Consider the following 18,060-nt stretch of genomic DNA (forward strand, 5'->3'; position numbering starts at 1 on the left):
GCGCTGTGGAGATCGACCCGATGAATGCCCCTGCTTTTCTCGCCGTGCTGGTCACCTCCGGCCACGCAACCAGCACGATGCTTATCCGGATATTTCAAACGCCTGGACCGATAGCAAACCGGTTATCCGTAGCAGTCGCCCCTAGTGTCCGATCGTGAAGACCGTGCGCCGATTGCTGTCGTCGAGCGGCCAGGCTTCTTCGACCTCGGAGAGCAATGCGGTTTTCGTCGCTATTTCGAACCCTCCGGGGACGGTCGCTTGAAACAGTTCGGCAACTGCGTTGACGAGGCGGTCAAGAGAGATGCTGCCTATGCCGCTGCCCATCAGGGTGATGGCGGATGATCGCAGCACGGCCCCTGGTAGGCTGATATTGGCGCCGCTGATTGCGCCGATCTGGACGTAGCGGATCGGCACGGCATCCCTGCCGGCCTTTGCGGCCGAGGTGAGGAGGCTTTCCGCGCTTTCGCCCCACAGGTAATCGAGAACAACATCCACGCCACCGGCGAATTGCTCCCTGAATGCTGTTTCCAAGGTTAGTTTATCCTGGGTGAGGGGAATAGTCACATCCGCGCCGAGCCTTTCGAGGACCTTGAGACCGTCGGCGTTCCGGCCCGTCGCGATGACTTTGGCAGCACCCATATATTTGGCGATCTGGACGGCGAGTCGGCCTGACGTTCCGGTTGCGCCGTTGACCAGAACGGTCTCGCCTGGCTGGAGCCTCGCACGCTCTCTAAAGGCTGCCCAGGATGACATTCCCGGATTGGCGATGGCCGCCGCCGTCACGTCGTCCAGCTCGTCCGGCAGCGCAATGCAACGGTCGGATGGTACGGGCGCCACGTCCGCCATGCTGCCATAGGGCGCCCGCGGCAGAACAAAATAAACCCGTCTGCCGTCCTCCAGCTGCCCCACGCCGTCGATTCCGACCACGAAGGGGAATTGATTGGCGGAACTGTAGTGCACGCCTGACGCCCGGCTCTTGACGATCTGGCTGATGGCGGCGGCGCTCACATGCACCAGGTTCTCGCCAGCGGATGGGACGGGTGTCTCGAAATCGTCATAGACGGGCATCTGGCCAGCATTTCGTACGATGGCTGCTTTCATGGTTGTTTTCCTTTTCAAGGATTCGAATTATGTGTATAATGCACACATAAAGGAGTTTACGCGTGGCATCAAGATATAATGTGCAAAATACACATATTAAGTCCCAATTCCGGAAACTGCACCTCGCAGTGCTGGATATCGTCAGCGTCATAAACCGGCCTCAGGGTGACGAGGCTCTTATCAAGGAGGCAGGGATCCCGCTCGACCGGGCGCTGTTCCCCCTGCTCGTCACGATCGAGCGTTTCGGCCCGATCGGTGTCGTCGAACTGGCGGATCGGGTCGGCCGCGATTACACGACCGTAAGCCGTCAGGTGGCAAAGCTCGAGAGCCTCGATCTTATAGCGCGTCAGGCTTCCGTCGCTGACCGCCGAGTGCGCGAGGCTGTGATTGCACCGAAGGGGAAGATCATGACGGATGCGGTGGACGGCGCGCGTGACCGGATCGGTGGTGCGATCTTTGAAGCCTGGGACGTCGATGATATCGATGAGCTTGTCAGGCTGATGCGGAAATTTGCCGATGCCTTGAAAGGCGATTTGCAGGCACGCTCCGAATAGGGGCGGCGGCCACAACAGCCACTCCTACCCCTACCTTCGGTTGCTTTCCAAAAATAACGCAATAAAAAATAGCGACGCTTGTATTTTCGATATATCTAATAATAGGATGATTTAGCGGCAGCGTGCCCGATACAAACATCCCGCTTTCCCAATACGTTTATCGCGCGGAGAAAGGAGAAAAAGGCGATGATCCGAAGATATCTCAGTAAACATGACTATCCCTTGGATTCATTGGATTTGAACCTTTGTCAGCGTGCTTTTGACGCTCTTTTGGTCGAATTGAACCTTGCAAAAGATAGCGAAGCGGCCGAACGGGTGGCGGCGCTGGTCATCGAGTTGTATCGGCAAGGCATTCACGACGAGCGCCAACTGACCATCCTGGCGGGCGCCGTTCGCGGCAGGATATGAGGTTGAAGGTATACGGACACATGCGATGTCGGCCCCCGCTGACGGCTCGGTACCCATCTGAATTCGTCGAATCCGACTAGGCGCGGAGCAATTTATTGTGATCACGACAGGCGGGAACGGTATGGCATAAACAATATTAAGACACGACCATTCGAAATTGCCCCTACGGGCAATTGAGTCTAATCTAACATTGCAAATCCTATGAAAGGAACGACCAATGAAATGGCATGCTCCGAAATTCGTAGAGGTAAGCTGCGGCATGGAAATCAACCGGTATGCTCCGGCCGATGGTTCCGAGCCGATCCTGTTCTGATCGCTGACCATCTGAAAGCAACAGATTGACCATTCGGTTTCTTGTGCTCGGTGCCGCTGCCGGAGGGGGCTTGCCGCAGTGGAACTGTGGCTGCCCGAACTGTGCGGCGGCACGCCAGGGTGTTCTTGCTCCGCAGACACAATCGTCGTTGGCAGTCAGTATCGATGGCTGCAGCTGGCTGATTGTGAACGCTTCTCCGGATATCCGCCAGCAATTGCATGGCCGTTCCACTCTATGGCCGAAAGACTTGCGCGACAGCCCGATCAAGAGCGTCGTGCTGACGAATGGCGATGTCGATCACGTCGCGGGGCTTTTGACGCTGCGGGAAAAGCAGCCCTTTCAGCTCCTCGCAACAACGGCGTTGCTGGAAACGCTGGAAGAGAATCCGATTTTCAAGGTTCTTGATCCCGTTCACGTTACGCAAAAGTCGATCGAACTCGAAACGCCATTCTTTCCGTTGGACGGCCTTGAGACGAGGCTTTTTGCCGTTGCCGGCAAGGTTCCGCTCTATCTTGAGAAGGGGGAGCCGCAGCTTGGGCTTGAGACCGAGCAGACCGTCGGCATGGAGTTTCGCGTCGGCGACAGGCGTATCTTCTACATTCCCGGCTGCGGCGCGATGAGTGCGGCGCTGGCGGATCGAATTGCCGGCGCGGATCTGCTGTTCTTTGACGGCACGGTCTTCACCGATGACGAGATGATCAGGACGGGCACCGGCCAGAAGACCGGCCAGCGGATGGGGCACATGCCGATCAGCGGCCCCGACGGCAGTCTCGAGGCATTGTCCCGCCTGTCGATCGGGCGGAGCATCTATATTCATATCAACAATACCAACCCGATCTGGCGAGTCGGACCGGAGCGCGCCGAACTTGAGCGACATGGCTTCGCGGTCGGCTATGACGGAATGGAGATCACGCTTGCAACAGGCAGCCAATAGAGAAGCGTTCGAAGCGCGCCTGCGCGCGGTCGGCGAGGCGCGCTATCACGACAAGCACCCGTTTCATCAGCAATTGCATGGCGGTCGGTGCAGCATGATCCAGGTGCGGGCCTGGATCATCAACCGCTATTACTATCAAAGCCGTATCCCGATGAAGGATGCCGCTTTCCTGTCGCGTTGCGAGGATCCGCAGCTGCGGCGAGCCTGGCGCAATCGCATCGAGGATCACGACGGCGGTGTTGACGACGGCGGCGGGATACGCCGCTGGCTGAAGCTCGCCGAGGCGGTGGGGCTCGATCCGGACTATGTCGCCTCGACGCGCGGCGTGCTTGCCGGCACGCGGTTTGCAGTCGAGGCCTATGTTCATTTTGTCCGGGAAAAGCCGATGCTGGAAGCGGTCGCCTCTTCGCTGACGGAGATGTTTGCTCCAGCGATCCACGCCAATCGTATCGCCGGGCTGATCGAGCATTACGCCTTTGCCAATGACAGTGCGCTCGCCTACTTCCGCCAGCGCCTTAACGAGGCGCCGGAAGAGGTGGCGTTCGGCCTGAACTACGTTCTCGACCATGCCGATACTCTGGAGAAACAGGATGCTTCCGTCGCTGCCCTGACATTCAAGACCGATGTCCTGTGGTCGCAACTCGATGCGCTGTCTCACGCTTATGTCAGCCCGGGGCTCATCCCGCCTGGCGGCTGGGACGGAAGCGAAGGGGTGATATCATGAGCGAGGATAGCGCTCTCAAGATCGACGGCCAGACCATCGCCAAGCTGGCGCGCGGGGTCAGACTGCGTGAGGATGCGGCTCGCGGGCAGACGATCCTGCTTGCACCGGAGCGCGCGCTCGCGCTTGACGAAATTGCCGTAGCTATCGTCAATGCCCTCGACGGAGTGAGAACGCTGGACGACATCGCCGCCGCATTTGCACTGCAATTCGAGGCGCCGAAGGAGGAGATTCTCAACGACGTGATCGCCTTCATCCGGGATTTTGCCAGCCGGCGAATGCTGGAGCTGAGCCGGTGAGCGAGCATCTTGAAACCAGCAATGGCACGGAGCGCAGCATCGCCGCGCCGCCGCCGATTGCCATGCTGGCGGAATTGACGCATCGCTGCCCGCTTGCCTGTCCCTATTGCTCCAACCCGCTGGAGTTGACCCAAAGCCGCGACGAATTGACGACCGAGGAATGGCTGTCCGCCTTCCGGCAGGCCGCCGAGCTGGGTGTCCTGCATCTGCATTTGTCGGGCGGAGAGCCGGTCGCGCGCCGCGATCTTGCCGCGCTGACCAAGGGTGCCGCCTCCTATGGCCTCTATACCAACCTCATCACCTCCGGCATCGGGCTGACGCAACCTCGCCTCGCGGAGCTGGCAGATGCCGGGTTGGATCACATCCAGCTTTCGATCCAGGGTGCGACGCCTGAAATGGCGGATCATGTCGGCAATTATAAAGGCGGCTATGCTCGCAAGCTGGCGGTTGCCGGCTGGATCCGCGAGACCGGCATTCCCCTGACCGTCAATGCCGTCTGTCACAAGCAGAACATGGAACAGATCAGCGACATGATCGCAACCGCGGTCGAACTCGGTGCGCGCCGGATCGAGATTGCAACCGTGCAGTTCCATGGTTGGGCCGAGAGGAACCGTGCCGCGCTGATGCCGACGCGGGCGCAAGTCGAGCGGACGACGGCGCTGGTCGAGGAGGCGCGCAAGACACTGAACGGCATCCTCGTCATCGACTACGTGCCCGCGGATCACCATTCCCGCTATCCGAAAGCCTGCATGGGAGGCTGGGGCCGCACCGGGCTCAACATCACGCCATCGGGGCGCGTGTTGCCCTGCCATGCCGCTGAAACCATTCCGTCGCTCAGCTTCGACAATGTACGTGACAGGCCGCTCGCAGACATCTGGTATCACGGCAGCGCCTTCAACGCCTATCGCGGTGACGACTGGATGCAGGAACCCTGCCGCAGTTGCGCGCGAAAGCATATCGATCACGGTGGCTGTCGTTGCCAGGCCATGGCGCTTGCGGGCAGCGCGGAAGCAACCGATCCCGTCTGCATCCACTCACCGTTTCATCAGGATATAGCGACCCGCGCCGAAGAGGACGGCCTCAGCGAACCGCCCGCTTTTGTCTATCGGGACCGTGCCTGATGGGTTTGACGGTCATTTAGCGAGTGCGGCAAATGTGCACCGCAGCAAAAAACTTGAGCCCAAAGGGTTTACAAGCCGTCCCTCGGATGGGATCGTTTTTGAAGATAGTTGCCTGATGCGCGCGGAGTCTCTTCCTCGCGTGGTGCGGTGCAGGTGCCTGATGGGTGCCGATATGCATCGCTGGATTGGCGCTCAACAACCAAATCAAGCCGAGGCGGAATGCGGTTTTTCGCATCGCTTTCGGCTGTCGGTGCAGCACTTCGGCGCGCTGGCGTTGATACAAACGCTAATTGGGCTTTTGTGATGAGATTTGTTTTAACGCGTGTTTTTCTTGGCGCGCTTGTTAGCGCGGCGTCGCTGCCGCAGACGGTTTATGCCGGCGATCTGTTGATCTGGACGCCGGTCAAGGTTGCTCCTCGAACCTATCAGACAACGATCGGTTTTCGGTTGCCGATGGCGTGGGAAATGAGCGCGGGCGCCGATATCGGCCTTGGAAGCGCTCCCGGCGGAAAGATCCTGAGCGGTTCCGAACTTGCCACGTTCTGGGGAAGGGCAGTGGACGACAGCCGCAACTTTGCCAGCAAATCGCGCCGTGAAGTAGCCATCCGGTTGGACACGCTACGAGGCAGTGGAACGCTCTACCTCGGCCGTTCGCGAAACTGGATCGTCTCGAAAGATCTCGATATGCAGACGACGCGCACGTTGAATGTGAACTATGCGGCGGGGCAGGGCGAAACGGCTTCGGTCACGGCTTCTCAGGCGGTTACGATGACCTTTCCCTGGACGGGCACATCGATCTCGGCGAATGGTGCGGTGACGGACCTCAAGGGCACCGTCTCAAGCACGCTGGCCTTCAACCAGCCGATCGCGCCCAATCTCAACTTCACGGCTTCCGTCGTCGATCCGCTGGCTTTAACGCCAGCGGGCAACGTGAATGTGAATTATCGCATCAAATGGTAGGATTTTATCAGCGCGCCGGCGGCGCCTTCCGCTTGGGGCCGGGGATCAACCCTTCGCGCTGCATCTGCTTGCGCATTGCCTTGCGATGCCGGCTGATGGCCTGCGCCTTTTCCCGGACGCGGCGTTCGGACGGCTTCTCATAAGACTGCCGTGCCTTCATTTCCCGGAACAGACCCTCGCGCTGCATCTTCTTTTTCAGAACCCTGAGCGCCTGTTCGATATTGTTGTCTCTGACCAGAATGTGCATTTGTTCTCCTTGTTGTTGATGTCGATAAAATCGTTGCCCCGTCAGCCAAGTTGTTCGGCGACCAGCTTCTCAAGCTCTTTGCGCGTGAGAAGGCAGGGGTAAGGTTTCCAGTTCTTGTCGGGCCGGTTGACGGCCTCGTTGCGTTCATGCGGCTTCACCACCGCAAGCGCGGCAGCGATATTCGTGTTGTTCAATAAATTTCCTCTGCTGGTCATTCGACCAGCGTCAATGACAATGGATAGTGGGAGCGCCGTCACGCAAGAGTGCGGAGGGCACGGGAGCTACGGTTCAAAAAATTGCTGCGGCTAATGTCAAGCTACGGCTTTGAGGCGCTACGGATAGTAACGCAGGATCGCAGTCCTCGTTGCGGTATATAGGGATCGCGCGACGGTGTTGCAAGCGAGAACATCAAAACCCGCCAAATGCTCAAAGCGGCGTTGGATAGATCGTGCCGTTGTAGTCCTCGATGTAGGTCCTTGCGATCCCGGGAACGCTGTCGAAACGAACATCGAGGCCGTCCACGGTAAAATCGAGGACAGTGACACCCAGCAACTCCTTCCCCGGCTGCGGAGGCATGGATTCATCGCGAGACAGAAAACTGGATGCAGCCATCCAGATCATCCGTGGTTCGTCCTCATGCTGTAAATCGAGTGTTCGATGGATGTGAGCGCTGACGACGGCAGACGTCCCGGATGTTGCCAGTAGCGTCCGCAGTCTCTTTCTCGCCTGTCCGAGCACGGCCCAATAGGGCCTGTCGACCTCGTCCCAGCTTTCGAGAAACAAGGGCATGTGGGTGAACAGAACGGTCGTGCGGTTGTGCAACGGATGGAGGGCAGCGGCGATCGCCTCCCATTGCTCCTCTTCTTGCGTCAGTCCCGTCCCGAAGATCTGGCTGTTGACGCCCACTAGCCGCCAGCCGGGAATTGTGTCGCAGATCCAGCGATCGCTCCCGAAATGATACTTCCAGCGCTCCAGGCGTCTTGCATCGACGGGCTGCCAGCTTTCCCGCGAGGCATCACCGACATCGTGGTTCCCCGGCAGGACGAGAACGGGTTGTCTAAGAGCGGTGAGGGCGCCTTTGGCGAAAATGAGGTCATCGTCGAGATTGGCGCCATCCAGCGTCAGATCGCCGAGAACGATCGAAAACGCCACGTCCAGTGAATTGACATGAGCAACCACCGCCTCCCAGTTCGGGACGAAGTTAGCTTTCTTGGTGCCAATATGCGGATCGGCGATGACGGCGATTTTCATGATCTTCGTATCCAGGCGAGGGAGACGCGGCAAGCAGGTTCGGCAACTGCCGCAGCTATTCCATCTCCATGACGGGAGAATGACGGTTAGCGCATCAAAAACTCTTCTCTGGCGTGTATAATTTCAAATAGATAGCGCCCCTTCGAGACCTCGGGTTGCCGGGAAAAACTGGCGCATAAACTTCGCAAATATGTCACCCCAGCGTCACGAGCTACGCCTATTGGAGCCTCGCTCCGGAGCCTTGGCTTTATCCAAGGGTAGCGGGCGCATGCCAACCCAGGCCGATCTCTAAGGATATTTCAATGACCAAGTTTCATTTTAATCGTAGAGCGATCTTGAAGGGCGGCTCGGCCGCACTCGGCGCGTCTTTCTTGAACTTCAAAATGCCGGGTCTTGCCCAAGCCGCGACCTCGCCCATCTCCGAGGCTCTGGTGGCAGACGCGAAAAAGGAAGGCGCGCTCAACGTCATCGCGCTGTCGCCAAACTGGGTGTTCGGCAAGATGATGACGGATTTCTCCAAGAAATACGGCATCACCGTCAATCCGGCCAACCCGGAGGGATCATCGGCGGAAGAACTGCAGGCGATCCGCAGCCTCAAGGGCCAGGACAGAGGTCCCGATACCCTCGACCTCGCTCCCTCTTTCGCCCTTCAGGCAGTCACAGACAAGCTGCTGCAGCCCTATAAGGTTGCGACCTGGAATGAGATTCCAGACGATGTGAAGCAGGCGGACGGCCTGTGGCAGGGTTGCTATTACGGCATCATTTCCTTTGCCGTGAACAAGAGCGTCGTCAAGAATGTTCCGAGAAGCTGGGCGGATCTGTTGAAGCCGGAATATAAGGGCATGGTGTCCATGGGCGGCAATCCGCTGCGCGCCGGTGACAGCTTCGCCGCAGTCATGGCAGCAGCGCTCGCAAATGGCGGCAGCTTCGACAACATCGCGCCGGGCGTCGAATTCTTTGCCAAGCTGAATGCCGCCGGCAATTACAATCCGATCCAGAGCGACAAGGGCACGATGATGAGCGGTCAGACGCCGATCGCCCTGCGCTGGGATTATCTCAGCCTCACCATTCGTGACGACGAAGCCGGAAAGGTCGATTTCGAGGTCGTCGTTCCCGATGACGGCGCTCCCTTCGGCAACTACTACTGCCAGGCGATCAGCGCTTATGCGCCGCATACCAATGCCGCCAAGCTCTGGCAGGAATATCTCTACAGCGACGAAGGCCAACTCGGCTTCCTCGCCGGCTACGCCCATCCGATCCGCTTTGCAAAGATGCTGGATGCCGGCGCAATCCCGGCCGACATTCTGGCAAAGCTGCCCTCGCCGGAGGCCTACAAGAAGGTCCATTTCGCAAGCCAGGCCCAGATCGATGCCGCCAAGACCGTGGTTGGCGATATGTGGCCGAAACTGGTGAAGATGAACTGAGCCAGACCGATAATGTCGCTGACTGAAAAACAGAGCCTGAGAACGCCTCTTCATCGAAACGATCTTCATCCCGTCCTGTCGAGATGGGGCCTTCCCGCGATGATGATGACTCCCTTTCTGATCTTTGCCGCTGCGTTCATGATCGCACCGACAATCATGCTGGCGGTTCAGGCGGTCAGCGACACCGGTGGCTTCACACTGGATTATATTGCTGCGCTTAGCGGCGAGACTTTCCGTCTCGCTGCTTACAATTCTCTGGTTCTCTCGCTGGCCTCGGCCGCCGTGGGTGTGATCTTTGGCGGTGCGATCGCTGCCGTCGTCGTCCATCGGCGGTCTCCGCCCGTTCTCGGAGTGATCGCCAATAGTTTCAGCGCCGTCGCTGCAAATTTCGCCGGCGTTCCCCTCGCTTTTGCGTTCATCTCCAGCCTCGGCATGTTCGGCCTGCTGACCCGACTGCTGAAGGCGGGCGGCATCGATATCTATGCCGCGGGCTTCACGCTTTACTCGCTGACGGGGCTGACAATCGTCTATGCCTATTTCCAGATTCCGCTGATGATGATCATCATCGCGCCGGCATTTCGCGCACTGCGGTCAGAATGGGCCGAGGCCGCCGAAAGCCTCGGCGCGACGCCGCGGCAATATGCCCGGCTGGTGATGTTGCCGATCCTCGCTCCCTCCCTTGTCTCGGCCTTCATCCTGTTGTTCGGATCCGCATTTTCCGGCTATGCCACCGCCTATGCCCTGACGTCGGGTAACCTGGTTTTGCTGACGACCGAAATCGGTAATGTCTTGTCGGGTGATGTCATGAGCTCCCCACAGACAGGGGCCGCCCTATCCGTTGCCATGATTGTGATCATGGCGGGCGTGGTGCTGGTCAGCAGCCTGCTGATGCGCGGCGCGCGGCGCTGGCAGGCCTGAGCGCATGCGTAACTCCGGTCTCATCGTTCGCTGGTCCATCGTAACACTGGCTGTCTTGTACTTCGTCATGCCATTGGTCATGACCTTTATGTTCAGCCTATGGGAAGGCAACACTGCCTACGGCTTTTCCGCCTATGCTAATCTGTTTTCCCGTACGGATCTGCTCACCCCCTTCATTCTTTCGCTGAAACTGTCCCTGCTGACGATTGCCGCCATCTATCTTCTGCTGACGCCGGCCCTGATCGCCGTTCATCTTTACGCGCCGAAGATGCGGAAGCTTATCGAGTTCATCTCAGTTCTTCCCTTTGTCGTTCCCGCCATCGCCTTCGTAGGTGGGCTATCGGCGTTGGTAACGGGGCCGACATGGCTGATCAGCTCGCCGCTTTACCTGATCATCCCCTATTTCTTTTTGGCGCTGCCGTTTGCATTCCGTGCCATCGACGTCGGGTTATCGACGCTCGATCTCAAAACCCTGAAGGAGGCGGCGGAAAGTCTGGGCGCGGGCGCCTGGTCCACCATCCTTCTGATCGTGCTCCCCAATCTTCGCGCTGCCCTGATCAATGCAACGCTTCTGACATTCACGGTCGTCATGGGCGAGTTCACCGTGTCCAACATCCTGCTGTTTCGCACGTTTCCCGTCGCCATCAATGAGGTCGGCAAGAGTTCTCCCACGCAGGCCGCCGCGCTCTCCATGCTGAGTTTCATCCTCACATGGCTGACGATGCTGGGCGTCATGGTCTTCACGCGACGGCGAAAGGCTGTCGCGAAATAGACGTGCCGCATGAGGGGGCCGCCATGCTTATACGGGCTCAAACCCATTCTGCTCCAAGATTTGCTGGCCATCGCTGGACAAGAGAAAATCCCGGAGTTGCCCAGCTTCAGCGCGGGCGCCTTTGCGAACCGTCACACCATACTCGATGATCGGCGAGAGCTCCTCCGGAAGTACGACGACGCTGAGCGCCGGATCATGCTTCGAAAACCGAGCATTTTAATAATAGCTCATGAAGAGATCGACTTCACCGTCGGTGATCAGGCAGCCAGCGCCCTTGCCGGGCGGCGTCGGCGGCGAGTTGCGTCCGCCGACCAATTGTCGGGCGCGGGCCTTGAGAGGCTCGCCAAGGCCCGGACGTTTGGCCTCGATCAGGTCGAAGACCTCGAAGGCATAGTCGCCGGCGGGGTCATCCCCTGGCGTCGATGTGCCGATCTTGACCCTCGGATCTGTGATGACGTCGAGAAGGTTCGCGGTCGTCAGGCCGAGGTCGCTGCGCGCGAGCACGCAAAGCCTGTTGCGAGCGAAACAGATCGCCTCGTCGCTGATCCCCTGTGTCGCCAGATGGCGAGGATGCGCCATGTTGGCCGAGGCGAAGAGATCGAAATGCTCGCCGGCTTCGATGCGCTCCCGCAGCAGACCGGCGGGGCCGAGGGTCAGGGAGACGGGGGTATCATTCAGCGCGGCGAATGCCGCGATGATCGCCGGGAAAGCATTCCGCATGCTGCCTGCCGACAGGACGCTTAAGGGCCGAGCAGGCTTGGTCATAGATGTCTTCCTTTCCGATCCCTTTGGCGGAACAGCGGCACGAAGGAGGCGATTTCCCGGTCGCCGCCCAGACGTGCGGAGCGCACCGGAATGCCGTAGAGATCCTCGAGATTGGTCTCATTGACCACCTCATCCGTTTCCCCGACGATGATACGCGCCCGATCGAGCATCAGCAGTGAGCGGTCGGCGACCGCCAGCGCGTGGTTCGGCTGATGCGTGGTGAAGGCGATGGCGAGATTGTCGCGATCCGCCAGTTCGCCGAGCAGCGACAGCACGACATCCTGGTTCTTGAGGTCGAGCGCCGAGGCCGGCTCGTCGAGGAGCAAGACGACGTTTTCGCCGGCGAGCGCACGGGCAATCAGGACGAGCTGCCGTTCGCCACCGGAAAGAGTGTTGATATTGCGAGATGCGTAATCCGCCATCCCCGCGGTACGCAGTGCCTCCATCGCCTTTTCGATATCGATCTTGCGCGGCGTCTGGAACAGCGCAATGTGCCGGGCGCGGCCCATCAGCACCACGTCCAGCACCGAATAGGCAAAAGAACCGGAGAACTCCTGCGGTACGAAACCTGTGCGTGCGTTCAGCCCCAGCTTGCCGGATGTCGGCTTCAGAAGGCCGGCAAGGGCCCGCAGCAGCGTCGATTTGCCCCGGCCGTTGGGACCGAGAATGGCGACAATCTCGCCCGCCTTCAGATCGAGGTCGAGATCGCGGAACTGCCAGCGCATGCCGTCATGGGAGTGGCTGGCGGCTTCGATCCATAGTGTTGCCTGATCAGATGCCACGGGTGCCTCTTTGGGTTTGCCACAGGACAAGCACAAAGATCGGCGTTCCGATCAGCGCGGTGAGAATGCCGAGCGGGATTTCCGTGCCGGTCGCGGTGCGCGCGACATCGTCGATGACAAGCAGGTATAACGCGCCGATGATCAGCGAGGTGGGCATCATCACCCGATGGTCGGAGCCGACCAGCATTCGCGCCATATGCGGCACGATGAGGCCGACCCAGCCGATGATGCCGCTGACGGCCACCTGCGCTGCAACGATCGACGAGACGAGGATGAGGATCAGCCAGCGTAGCGGCTCGACGCGAACGCCGAGGGCACGCGCCTCTTCGTCGCCGATCGACAGAAGGTTGATACGCCAGCGCAAGCCCAAAAGCAGGATGCTGCCAATGAAGACCGGGCCGGCGATAAGGGTGAGTTTTTCCCAATTGGCCGTTGCGAAACTGCCGAGCAGCCAGAACACCATCGCCGGCAGCTTGTCTTCCGTATCGGCTATATACTGAACGAGGCTGACGAGCGCGCCGAAGAAGCCGCTGATCACCACGCCAGCCAAGACCAGCGCCAGAATGTTGCGCCGCGCCACAATGCCGTTCAGTGCATAGACGAGGACAAGGGCCGATAGCCCGAAGGCGAACGAGGTTGCGAGCAGGCCCGCCCGCGAGAGGCTGAGGAGGATGGCGAGCGTGCCGCCAAAGGCCGCGCCGGAGGAGACGCCCATGACCTGCGGGCCGACAAGCGGATTGCGGAAGACGCCCTGCAGCGTGGCTCCAGAGAGCGCGAGACCCGCGCCCGAAAGCAGCGTAAGCAGGATGCGCGGCAGGCGCACGGTGAAGACGACGTTCGCCTCGGTCGGCGTTACCGGCGTCTCCGGCGGAAGGACCGTGGCCAGCAGAATTTGCACCACCCGGGCGAAAGAGATGTCATAGCGGCCGACGCCGAGGGACCCGATCGCCACGACGACGAGCATGGCGATCAGGCTAGCGATGACCACCCGAGGCGAGCGGGGCGAAAACACGTCCCGGCTCATGGGCCTGGGCGATAATCTGTGCGGTAGAATTCCTTGTAATAGGTGTCCGCTTGCGCCTGCATGTCGATATCCGTGAAGCGGTCGGGATAAAGCGTCTTCGCCATCCAGAGTTCGCCGAGCGCCATGGCTTCCGGCATCGGATATCCCCAGGCCTTGGCATATTCGGGCATCAGATAGATCTTGCCGTTCTTGACGGCATCGATCGTCTGCCAGGGCGCCGATTGCTTGATCTCGTCGACCACGGCCGGATAGCGCTCCTGCACGAAGATCACGGCTGGGTTCCAGGTGAGCACATCCTCCATCGACACCTGCTTGAAGCCGGCGATCCCGTTCGCGACATTCCTTGCGCCGGCGCGCTCCATCATCAGGCCGGTATATTTGCCGTGGCCATAGGTGGTGAGGTCGGGATTGGCCATATAGACCGGCACGCGCTTGTCGTCAGGGAGATCGGCGAGGCGGTCGGCGATGAGCTTGCGGGTCTTCTTGGCGGCGGCGATCATCTCCTCGCCCTTGTTCTTGCGGTCAAGAATATCGGCGATGAGGCGCACGCCCATCGCAAACCCGGCGTCAATCGCGGTGGGTTCGTCCTTGACGCGCGGGTTGAGCTTCACCGCTTCCTGTGGCGGTACGTCAAGAAGCGAAATGGCGACGACCGGTAGGCCTGCATCCTCGATCTGCTTTACCATGTCGGCCGGCGCATAATTGGTGACGAAGACCACGTCGGGCTTGAGCTTCAGCAGCTCCTCTATGTTCACCTTGGTGAGGCCGCCCGGCATGGCAAGCTTCGGAAGTTGCGGCGCGAGCCGCACATAGTTGGCGCCGAGCTGCTTTTTCCACTCGTCAAGCACGCCGACCACCTTGTCCATCGCATCGAGTTGGACGGCAATATTGAGCGTCTGGTGCTGCAGGATGACGACGCGGTTGACGGTATCCGGGACATGCACCTGACGACCGATCTGGTCGGTCACGACGCGATCCGCAAGGGCGGGAGTCGCGAGCAATAAGCTGCTGATCACAAAGGTGATTTTGGCGATGAATGCGATACGGCTGCGGCTCAAGACGAGGTCCTCCTGGAAGAGGTCGACCGCTAGCATGATATCCGGACGGATACAACGACGTTATATCCCGATGAATATTTCGCTGGTCATGAAGATGGAGATAAGCAGATGATGTATTCCATCATTCATGAGATGGAGATTTGATGGTTTCTGATAGATTCCATCATGCTCGCATTGAGGCCGATGTAAACCCGGCCTATCCTTTGGGCCAAGAGGTAAGGCACGCATTTTGCGCATCGCGGGAGGCTGGAATGATCGAGATGAGGAAGGGCGACCGCTGCCTGTTTGCGGCCTCCGTGTCCGTTACCTTTTTGCATACATCGCGGAACGCGCAATCGCCGCTTGCCGTGTGAATGGCCCCATCTCTTTCCGAGGAAAATTCCATGAAAAAACATAGTCGCGCGACCGTCGCCGATCTCCTGGCGATGAAAGGCAACAGACAGCTTACCATGTTGCGCGTGACGTCGCTGGCGGAGGCTGAAGCGGCCGAGCAGGCGGGGATCGATATCGTGTCCGTGCCGCCGGCGCTGCTCGGCCCGGCTTTCCGCGAGGTCGCTCCCACGCCCTTTGCCATTCCCGGTCTCGAATATGGCGACTACGTCTCGGCGGAAGAATACATGCGCGAGGCATTCAAGGCGTTGAAGGCCGGTGGCGATGCGGTCTATTGCGCCGCCGGCTTGTCGACGATCCGGCGGATGCGCGAGGAGGGCATTCCGGTCTGCGGCCATGTCGGCCTTATTCCGTCCAAGGCGACCTGGACAGGTGGTTTCCGCGCCGTCGGCAAGACGGTAGCGAGCGCCCTTGAGGTCTGGCGGCAGACCAAGGCGCTGGAAGAGGCCGGTGCCTTCGCCGTGGAGATCGAGGTGGTGCCGGGTGGTGTCGCCGAAGCCATCAGCCGGAATACGTCGATGCTGATGATCTCGATGGGGGCGGGTAGCGGCTGCGATGCGCAGTATCTTTTTGCGGACGATGTGCTCGGCAGCCATGATGGCCACTATCCGCGCCACGCGAAAAAGTATCGCAACTTTGCTGTCGAGTATGAGCGGTTGCAGCGTGAGCGCATAGCCGCGTTCAGCGAGTTTGCCGCGGATGTTCGCTCGGGCGCGTATCCGGAAAGGCAACACCTCGTTTCGATCGAGGACGAGGAACTGCAGGCTTTTCTGCGGCTTCTGGCCGATGGCGGCCGATAGGGATGCAGCCTGCAACCCTTCACAACATGTCGATGAATTTCAAGCGGATGAGAATAGCATGACGCATTATGTACTCACGGTATCGTGCCAATCGACACGCGGGATTGTTGCGGCGATCGCCAACTATCTGGCCGACCAGGGCTGCAACATCGTCGATTCCAGCCAGTTCGACGATCTGGATACCGGCAAGTTCTTCATGCGGGTGAGCTTCATCTCCGAACAAGGGGTGGGACAGGAGGCGCTGGTCGAGGGCTTCAAGCCGATCGCCAAGACGTTCGAGATGGAAGCCGAGATCCATGACACCCAGAAGCGCATGAAGGTGCTGCTGATGGTGTCGCGCTTCGGTCACTGCCTCAACGACCTGCTCTACCGCTGGAAGATCGGCGCACTGCCGATCGATATCGTCGGTGTCGTCTCCAATCATTTCGATTATCAGAAGGTGGTGGTCAATCACGACATCCCCTTCCACCATATTCCGGTGACCAAGGCCAACAAGCCGCAGGCGGAAGCCCGGATCATGGATGTGGTGGAGCAGACCGGCACCGAACTGATCGTGCTCGCACGCTATATGCAGATCCTGTCTGACTCCATGTGTCAGAAGATGTCGGGCCGGATCATCAACATCCACCATTCCTTCCTGCCGAGCTTCAAGGGGGCAAACCCCTACAAGCAGGCCTATGAGCGTGGGGTGAAGCTGATCGGGGCAACCGCGCATTATGTCACGGCCGATCTGGACGAAGGTCCGATCATCGAGCAGGACACGGCGCGGATCACGCATGCGCAGTCTGCGGACGATTACGTCTCGATCGGCCGGGATGTCGAAAGCCAGGTGCTGGCGCGCGCCATCCATGCCCATATCCACTACCGCACCTTCCTCAACGGCAACCGCACCATCGTCTTCCCGGCAAGCCCGGGAAGCTATGCTTCCGAGCGGATGGGGTAAATCATGACTGCGGCAACCGTGATTGACGGCAAGCAGGTGGCGGCTTCGGTGATCGAGGCGGTGAAGACGGCAACGTCTGCTCTGGAAAGAGATACCGGAACGAGGGCCGGTCTGGCGGTGGTGATCGTCGGTGACGATCCGGCCAGCCACAGCTATGTGACCTCGAAGAGCAGGATGGCCAAGGAATGTGGCTTCAAATCGATCCAGCACACGCTGCCGGCCGAGACGACGCAAGCTGAGCTGGCAAAGCTCATCCAGTCGCTGAACGAAGACCCATCCATCCACGGCATCCTGGTGCAATTGCCGCTGCCCAAGCACCTGAACTCGGAGCCGATCATCCAGTCGATCTGGCCTCAGAAGGATGTCGACGGTCTGCATGTGGTCAATGCCGGCAAGCTTGCCACCGGCGATCTCAAGACCGGATTGATCTCCTGCACGCCGGCCGGAGCCATGCTGTTGGTGCGGCGTATCCACGGTGAGGACCTGTCGGGGCTGAATGCAGTGGTCATCGGCCGCTCCAACCTGTTCGGCAAGCCGATGGCGCAATTGCTGCTGAATGCCAATGCGACGGTGACGACGGCACACTCAAGAACGAAGGATCTGCCGGCCATTACCCGCACCGCCGATATTCTGGTGGCGGCCGTTGGTCAGCCACAGATGGTGAAGGCCGACTGGATCAAGCCGGGTGCTACCGTCCTCGATGTCGGTGTCAATCGCATTGCCGCCCTTGAGCGCGGCGAGGGCAGGACGCGTCTTGTCGGTGATGTCGCCTTTGCCGAGGCTTCCGACGTAGCCGCTGTGATCACGCCGGTTCCGGGCGGTGTCGGGCCGATGACCATCGCCATGCTGATGGCCAATACCGTCATTGCTGCTCATCGTTCAGCTGGAAAACCAGTGCCGAAATTCTGACAATCGCTCGTCCAGTGACAAGAGAGCGGAATACTTCCGGGTTGCTTTCTTAAATCCGAGGATTCGGCATCCTAACGGATGCATCAGATGCCGGCGAGAAGATGCTCATCGTCGCTGGCTGATTCGAGCCTGGCGCGGCATCCGGACAATTTCCGGTCAAATCGCGCGCCGAGGCGACTATCTTTTCCGATTCCCTGGGCGGCATGCTAGCCGGAGGACTGCCGTGCCCGGTTCGGACAGGCCCAATTCCCGTTGATTATTGGTAGTAGCCGCACCGATGGTGATGCGGATAGTTGCATTTTGGCAACGGCGACACAGGCAGATGGTAAAGCGCGCTTCCTATAATTGACAAACATACCGTCCGTT

The 18,060-nt window shown here is 59.5% G+C and carries 22 protein-coding genes and 1 pseudogene; 15 read left to right on the top strand and 8 right to left on the bottom strand.

Annotated elements, in window-relative coordinates; all coding sequences use genetic code 11:
- Positions 1 to 141: 141 nt before the first annotated feature.
- Positions 142 to 1,101, bottom strand: coding sequence for a quinone oxidoreductase family protein (locus AC1RO0_RS08845; protein WP_498592530.1), 960 nt, complete (start codon positions 1,099 to 1,101; stop codon positions 142 to 144).
- Positions 1,102 to 1,163: 62 nt separating this feature from the next.
- Here AC1RO0_RS08845 and AC1RO0_RS08850 point away from each other — a divergent pair, with 62 nt between their 5' ends.
- From AC1RO0_RS08850 to AC1RO0_RS08890, 9 genes are all read left to right on the top strand, one after another.
- Positions 1,164 to 1,655: a MarR family winged helix-turn-helix transcriptional regulator gene (locus AC1RO0_RS08850; protein WP_498592531.1), complete on the top strand. Its 492-nt coding sequence runs from the start codon at positions 1,164 to 1,166 to the stop codon at positions 1,653 to 1,655.
- A gap of 186 nt (positions 1,656 to 1,841) precedes the next feature.
- Positions 1,842 to 2,063, top strand: a complete 222-nt coding sequence (locus AC1RO0_RS08855) for a hypothetical protein (protein ID WP_498592532.1) — start codon at positions 1,842 to 1,844, stop codon at positions 2,061 to 2,063.
- A 217-nt stretch (positions 2,064 to 2,280) separates the two neighbouring features.
- Complete coding sequence (gene pqqA / locus AC1RO0_RS08860) at positions 2,281 to 2,376, top strand: pyrroloquinoline quinone precursor peptide PqqA (RefSeq protein WP_007692844.1); 96 nt, start codon at positions 2,281 to 2,283, stop codon at positions 2,374 to 2,376.
- Positions 2,377 to 2,401: 25 nt separating this feature from the next.
- Entirely contained in the window at positions 2,402 to 3,310 is a 909-nt protein-coding gene (pqqB, locus tag AC1RO0_RS08865; RefSeq protein WP_498592533.1) for a pyrroloquinoline quinone biosynthesis protein PqqB, read from the top strand.
- Positions 3,270 to 4,034: a pyrroloquinoline-quinone synthase PqqC gene (pqqC, locus tag AC1RO0_RS08870; protein ID WP_498592534.1), complete on the top strand. Its 765-nt coding sequence runs from the start codon at positions 3,270 to 3,272 to the stop codon at positions 4,032 to 4,034. Before pqqB ends, pqqC begins: the two co-directional genes overlap by 41 nt.
- On the top strand, positions 4,031 to 4,330 hold the full coding sequence (gene pqqD, locus AC1RO0_RS08875; RefSeq protein ID WP_498592535.1) for a pyrroloquinoline quinone biosynthesis peptide chaperone PqqD: 300 nt from the start codon (positions 4,031 to 4,033) through the stop codon (positions 4,328 to 4,330). The genes pqqC and pqqD overlap by 4 nt, the downstream gene beginning before the upstream one ends.
- A 62-nt stretch (positions 4,331 to 4,392) precedes the next feature.
- Complete coding sequence (gene pqqE / locus AC1RO0_RS08880) at positions 4,393 to 5,451, top strand: pyrroloquinoline quinone biosynthesis protein PqqE (RefSeq protein WP_498593355.1); 1,059 nt, start codon at positions 4,393 to 4,395, stop codon at positions 5,449 to 5,451.
- Between the two features lie 160 nt (positions 5,452 to 5,611).
- Positions 5,612 to 5,755: a hypothetical protein gene (locus AC1RO0_RS08885; RefSeq protein WP_498592536.1), complete on the top strand. Its 144-nt coding sequence runs from the start codon at positions 5,612 to 5,614 to the stop codon at positions 5,753 to 5,755.
- Positions 5,755 to 6,411, top strand: a complete 657-nt coding sequence (locus AC1RO0_RS08890; RefSeq protein WP_498592537.1) for a hypothetical protein — start codon at positions 5,755 to 5,757, stop codon at positions 6,409 to 6,411. Before AC1RO0_RS08885 ends, AC1RO0_RS08890 begins: the two co-directional genes overlap by 1 nt.
- A 7-nt stretch (positions 6,412 to 6,418) precedes the next feature.
- Here the strand turns inward: AC1RO0_RS08890 and rpsU are convergent, their stop codons facing one another.
- The 3 genes from rpsU to AC1RO0_RS08905 all read right to left on the bottom strand — a co-directional run bounded on the left by rpsU (position 6,419) and on the right by AC1RO0_RS08905 (position 7,909).
- Positions 6,419 to 6,658, bottom strand: coding sequence for a 30S ribosomal protein S21 (gene rpsU, locus AC1RO0_RS08895; RefSeq protein ID WP_007692858.1), 240 nt, complete (start codon positions 6,656 to 6,658; stop codon positions 6,419 to 6,421).
- 41 nt (positions 6,659 to 6,699) lie between these two features.
- The gene (locus tag AC1RO0_RS08900; protein WP_007692860.1) at positions 6,700 to 6,852 is read right to left on the bottom strand and encodes a hypothetical protein; all 153 of its coding nucleotides are present in this window, start codon (positions 6,850 to 6,852) and stop codon (positions 6,700 to 6,702) included.
- 232 nt (positions 6,853 to 7,084) lie between these two features.
- The gene (locus AC1RO0_RS08905) at positions 7,085 to 7,909 is read right to left on the bottom strand and encodes a metallophosphoesterase family protein (RefSeq protein WP_498592538.1); all 825 of its coding nucleotides are present in this window, start codon (positions 7,907 to 7,909) and stop codon (positions 7,085 to 7,087) included.
- A gap of 302 nt (positions 7,910 to 8,211) precedes the next feature.
- On the opposite strand from AC1RO0_RS08905, the gene AC1RO0_RS08910 reads away from it, so the two are divergent.
- The 3 genes from AC1RO0_RS08910 to AC1RO0_RS08920 all read left to right on the top strand — a co-directional run bounded on the left by AC1RO0_RS08910 (position 8,212) and on the right by AC1RO0_RS08920 (position 11,023).
- Positions 8,212 to 9,333: an ABC transporter substrate-binding protein gene (locus AC1RO0_RS08910; RefSeq protein WP_498592539.1), complete on the top strand. Its 1,122-nt coding sequence runs from the start codon at positions 8,212 to 8,214 to the stop codon at positions 9,331 to 9,333.
- A 99-nt stretch (positions 9,334 to 9,432) separates the two neighbouring features.
- Entirely contained in the window at positions 9,433 to 10,251 is an 819-nt protein-coding gene (locus AC1RO0_RS08915) for an ABC transporter permease (protein WP_498592540.1), read from the top strand.
- A gap of 4 nt (positions 10,252 to 10,255) precedes the next feature.
- Positions 10,256 to 11,023: an ABC transporter permease gene (locus AC1RO0_RS08920; RefSeq protein ID WP_498592541.1), complete on the top strand. Its 768-nt coding sequence runs from the start codon at positions 10,256 to 10,258 to the stop codon at positions 11,021 to 11,023.
- 27 nt (positions 11,024 to 11,050) lie between these two features.
- On the opposite strand, the pseudogene AC1RO0_RS08925 reads toward AC1RO0_RS08920, so the two are convergent.
- The 4 genes and pseudogenes from AC1RO0_RS08925 to AC1RO0_RS08940 form a co-directional block, all read right to left on the bottom strand.
- A pseudogene (locus AC1RO0_RS08925) lies at positions 11,051 to 11,788 on the bottom strand (molybdate ABC transporter substrate-binding protein).
- Positions 11,785 to 12,570 carry an ABC transporter ATP-binding protein gene (locus tag AC1RO0_RS08930; RefSeq protein WP_498592542.1) on the bottom strand — a complete coding sequence of 262 codons (786 nt, stop codon included), beginning with the start codon at positions 12,568 to 12,570 and terminating at the stop codon, positions 11,785 to 11,787. The pseudogene AC1RO0_RS08925 and the gene AC1RO0_RS08930 overlap by 4 nt, the downstream one beginning before the upstream one ends.
- The gene (locus AC1RO0_RS08935) at positions 12,560 to 13,594 is read right to left on the bottom strand and encodes a FecCD family ABC transporter permease (protein WP_498592543.1); all 1,035 of its coding nucleotides are present in this window, start codon (positions 13,592 to 13,594) and stop codon (positions 12,560 to 12,562) included. The genes AC1RO0_RS08930 and AC1RO0_RS08935 overlap by 11 nt, the downstream gene beginning before the upstream one ends.
- Complete coding sequence (locus AC1RO0_RS08940) at positions 13,591 to 14,688, bottom strand: ABC transporter substrate-binding protein (RefSeq protein ID WP_498592544.1); 1,098 nt, start codon at positions 14,686 to 14,688, stop codon at positions 13,591 to 13,593. Before AC1RO0_RS08940 ends, AC1RO0_RS08935 begins: the two co-directional genes overlap by 4 nt.
- A 347-nt stretch (positions 14,689 to 15,035) precedes the next feature.
- Here AC1RO0_RS08940 and AC1RO0_RS08945 point away from each other — a divergent pair, with 347 nt between their 5' ends.
- The 3 genes from AC1RO0_RS08945 to folD are packed head-to-tail and all read left to right on the top strand — an operon-like array spanning position 15,036 to position 17,694.
- Entirely contained in the window at positions 15,036 to 15,842 is an 807-nt protein-coding gene (locus AC1RO0_RS08945) for a 3-methyl-2-oxobutanoate hydroxymethyltransferase (protein WP_498592545.1), read from the top strand.
- Between the two features lie 58 nt (positions 15,843 to 15,900).
- Positions 15,901 to 16,785 carry a formyltetrahydrofolate deformylase gene (purU, locus tag AC1RO0_RS08950; protein ID WP_498592546.1) on the top strand — a complete coding sequence of 295 codons (885 nt, stop codon included), beginning with the start codon at positions 15,901 to 15,903 and terminating at the stop codon, positions 16,783 to 16,785.
- A gap of 3 nt (positions 16,786 to 16,788) precedes the next feature.
- The gene (gene folD, locus AC1RO0_RS08955; RefSeq protein WP_498592547.1) at positions 16,789 to 17,694 is read left to right on the top strand and encodes a bifunctional methylenetetrahydrofolate dehydrogenase/methenyltetrahydrofolate cyclohydrolase FolD; all 906 of its coding nucleotides are present in this window, start codon (positions 16,789 to 16,791) and stop codon (positions 17,692 to 17,694) included.
- Positions 17,695 to 18,060 lie beyond the last annotated feature (366 nt).

This window comes from Rhizobium sp. GW821-FHT14E12 (genome assembly GCF_058803745.1).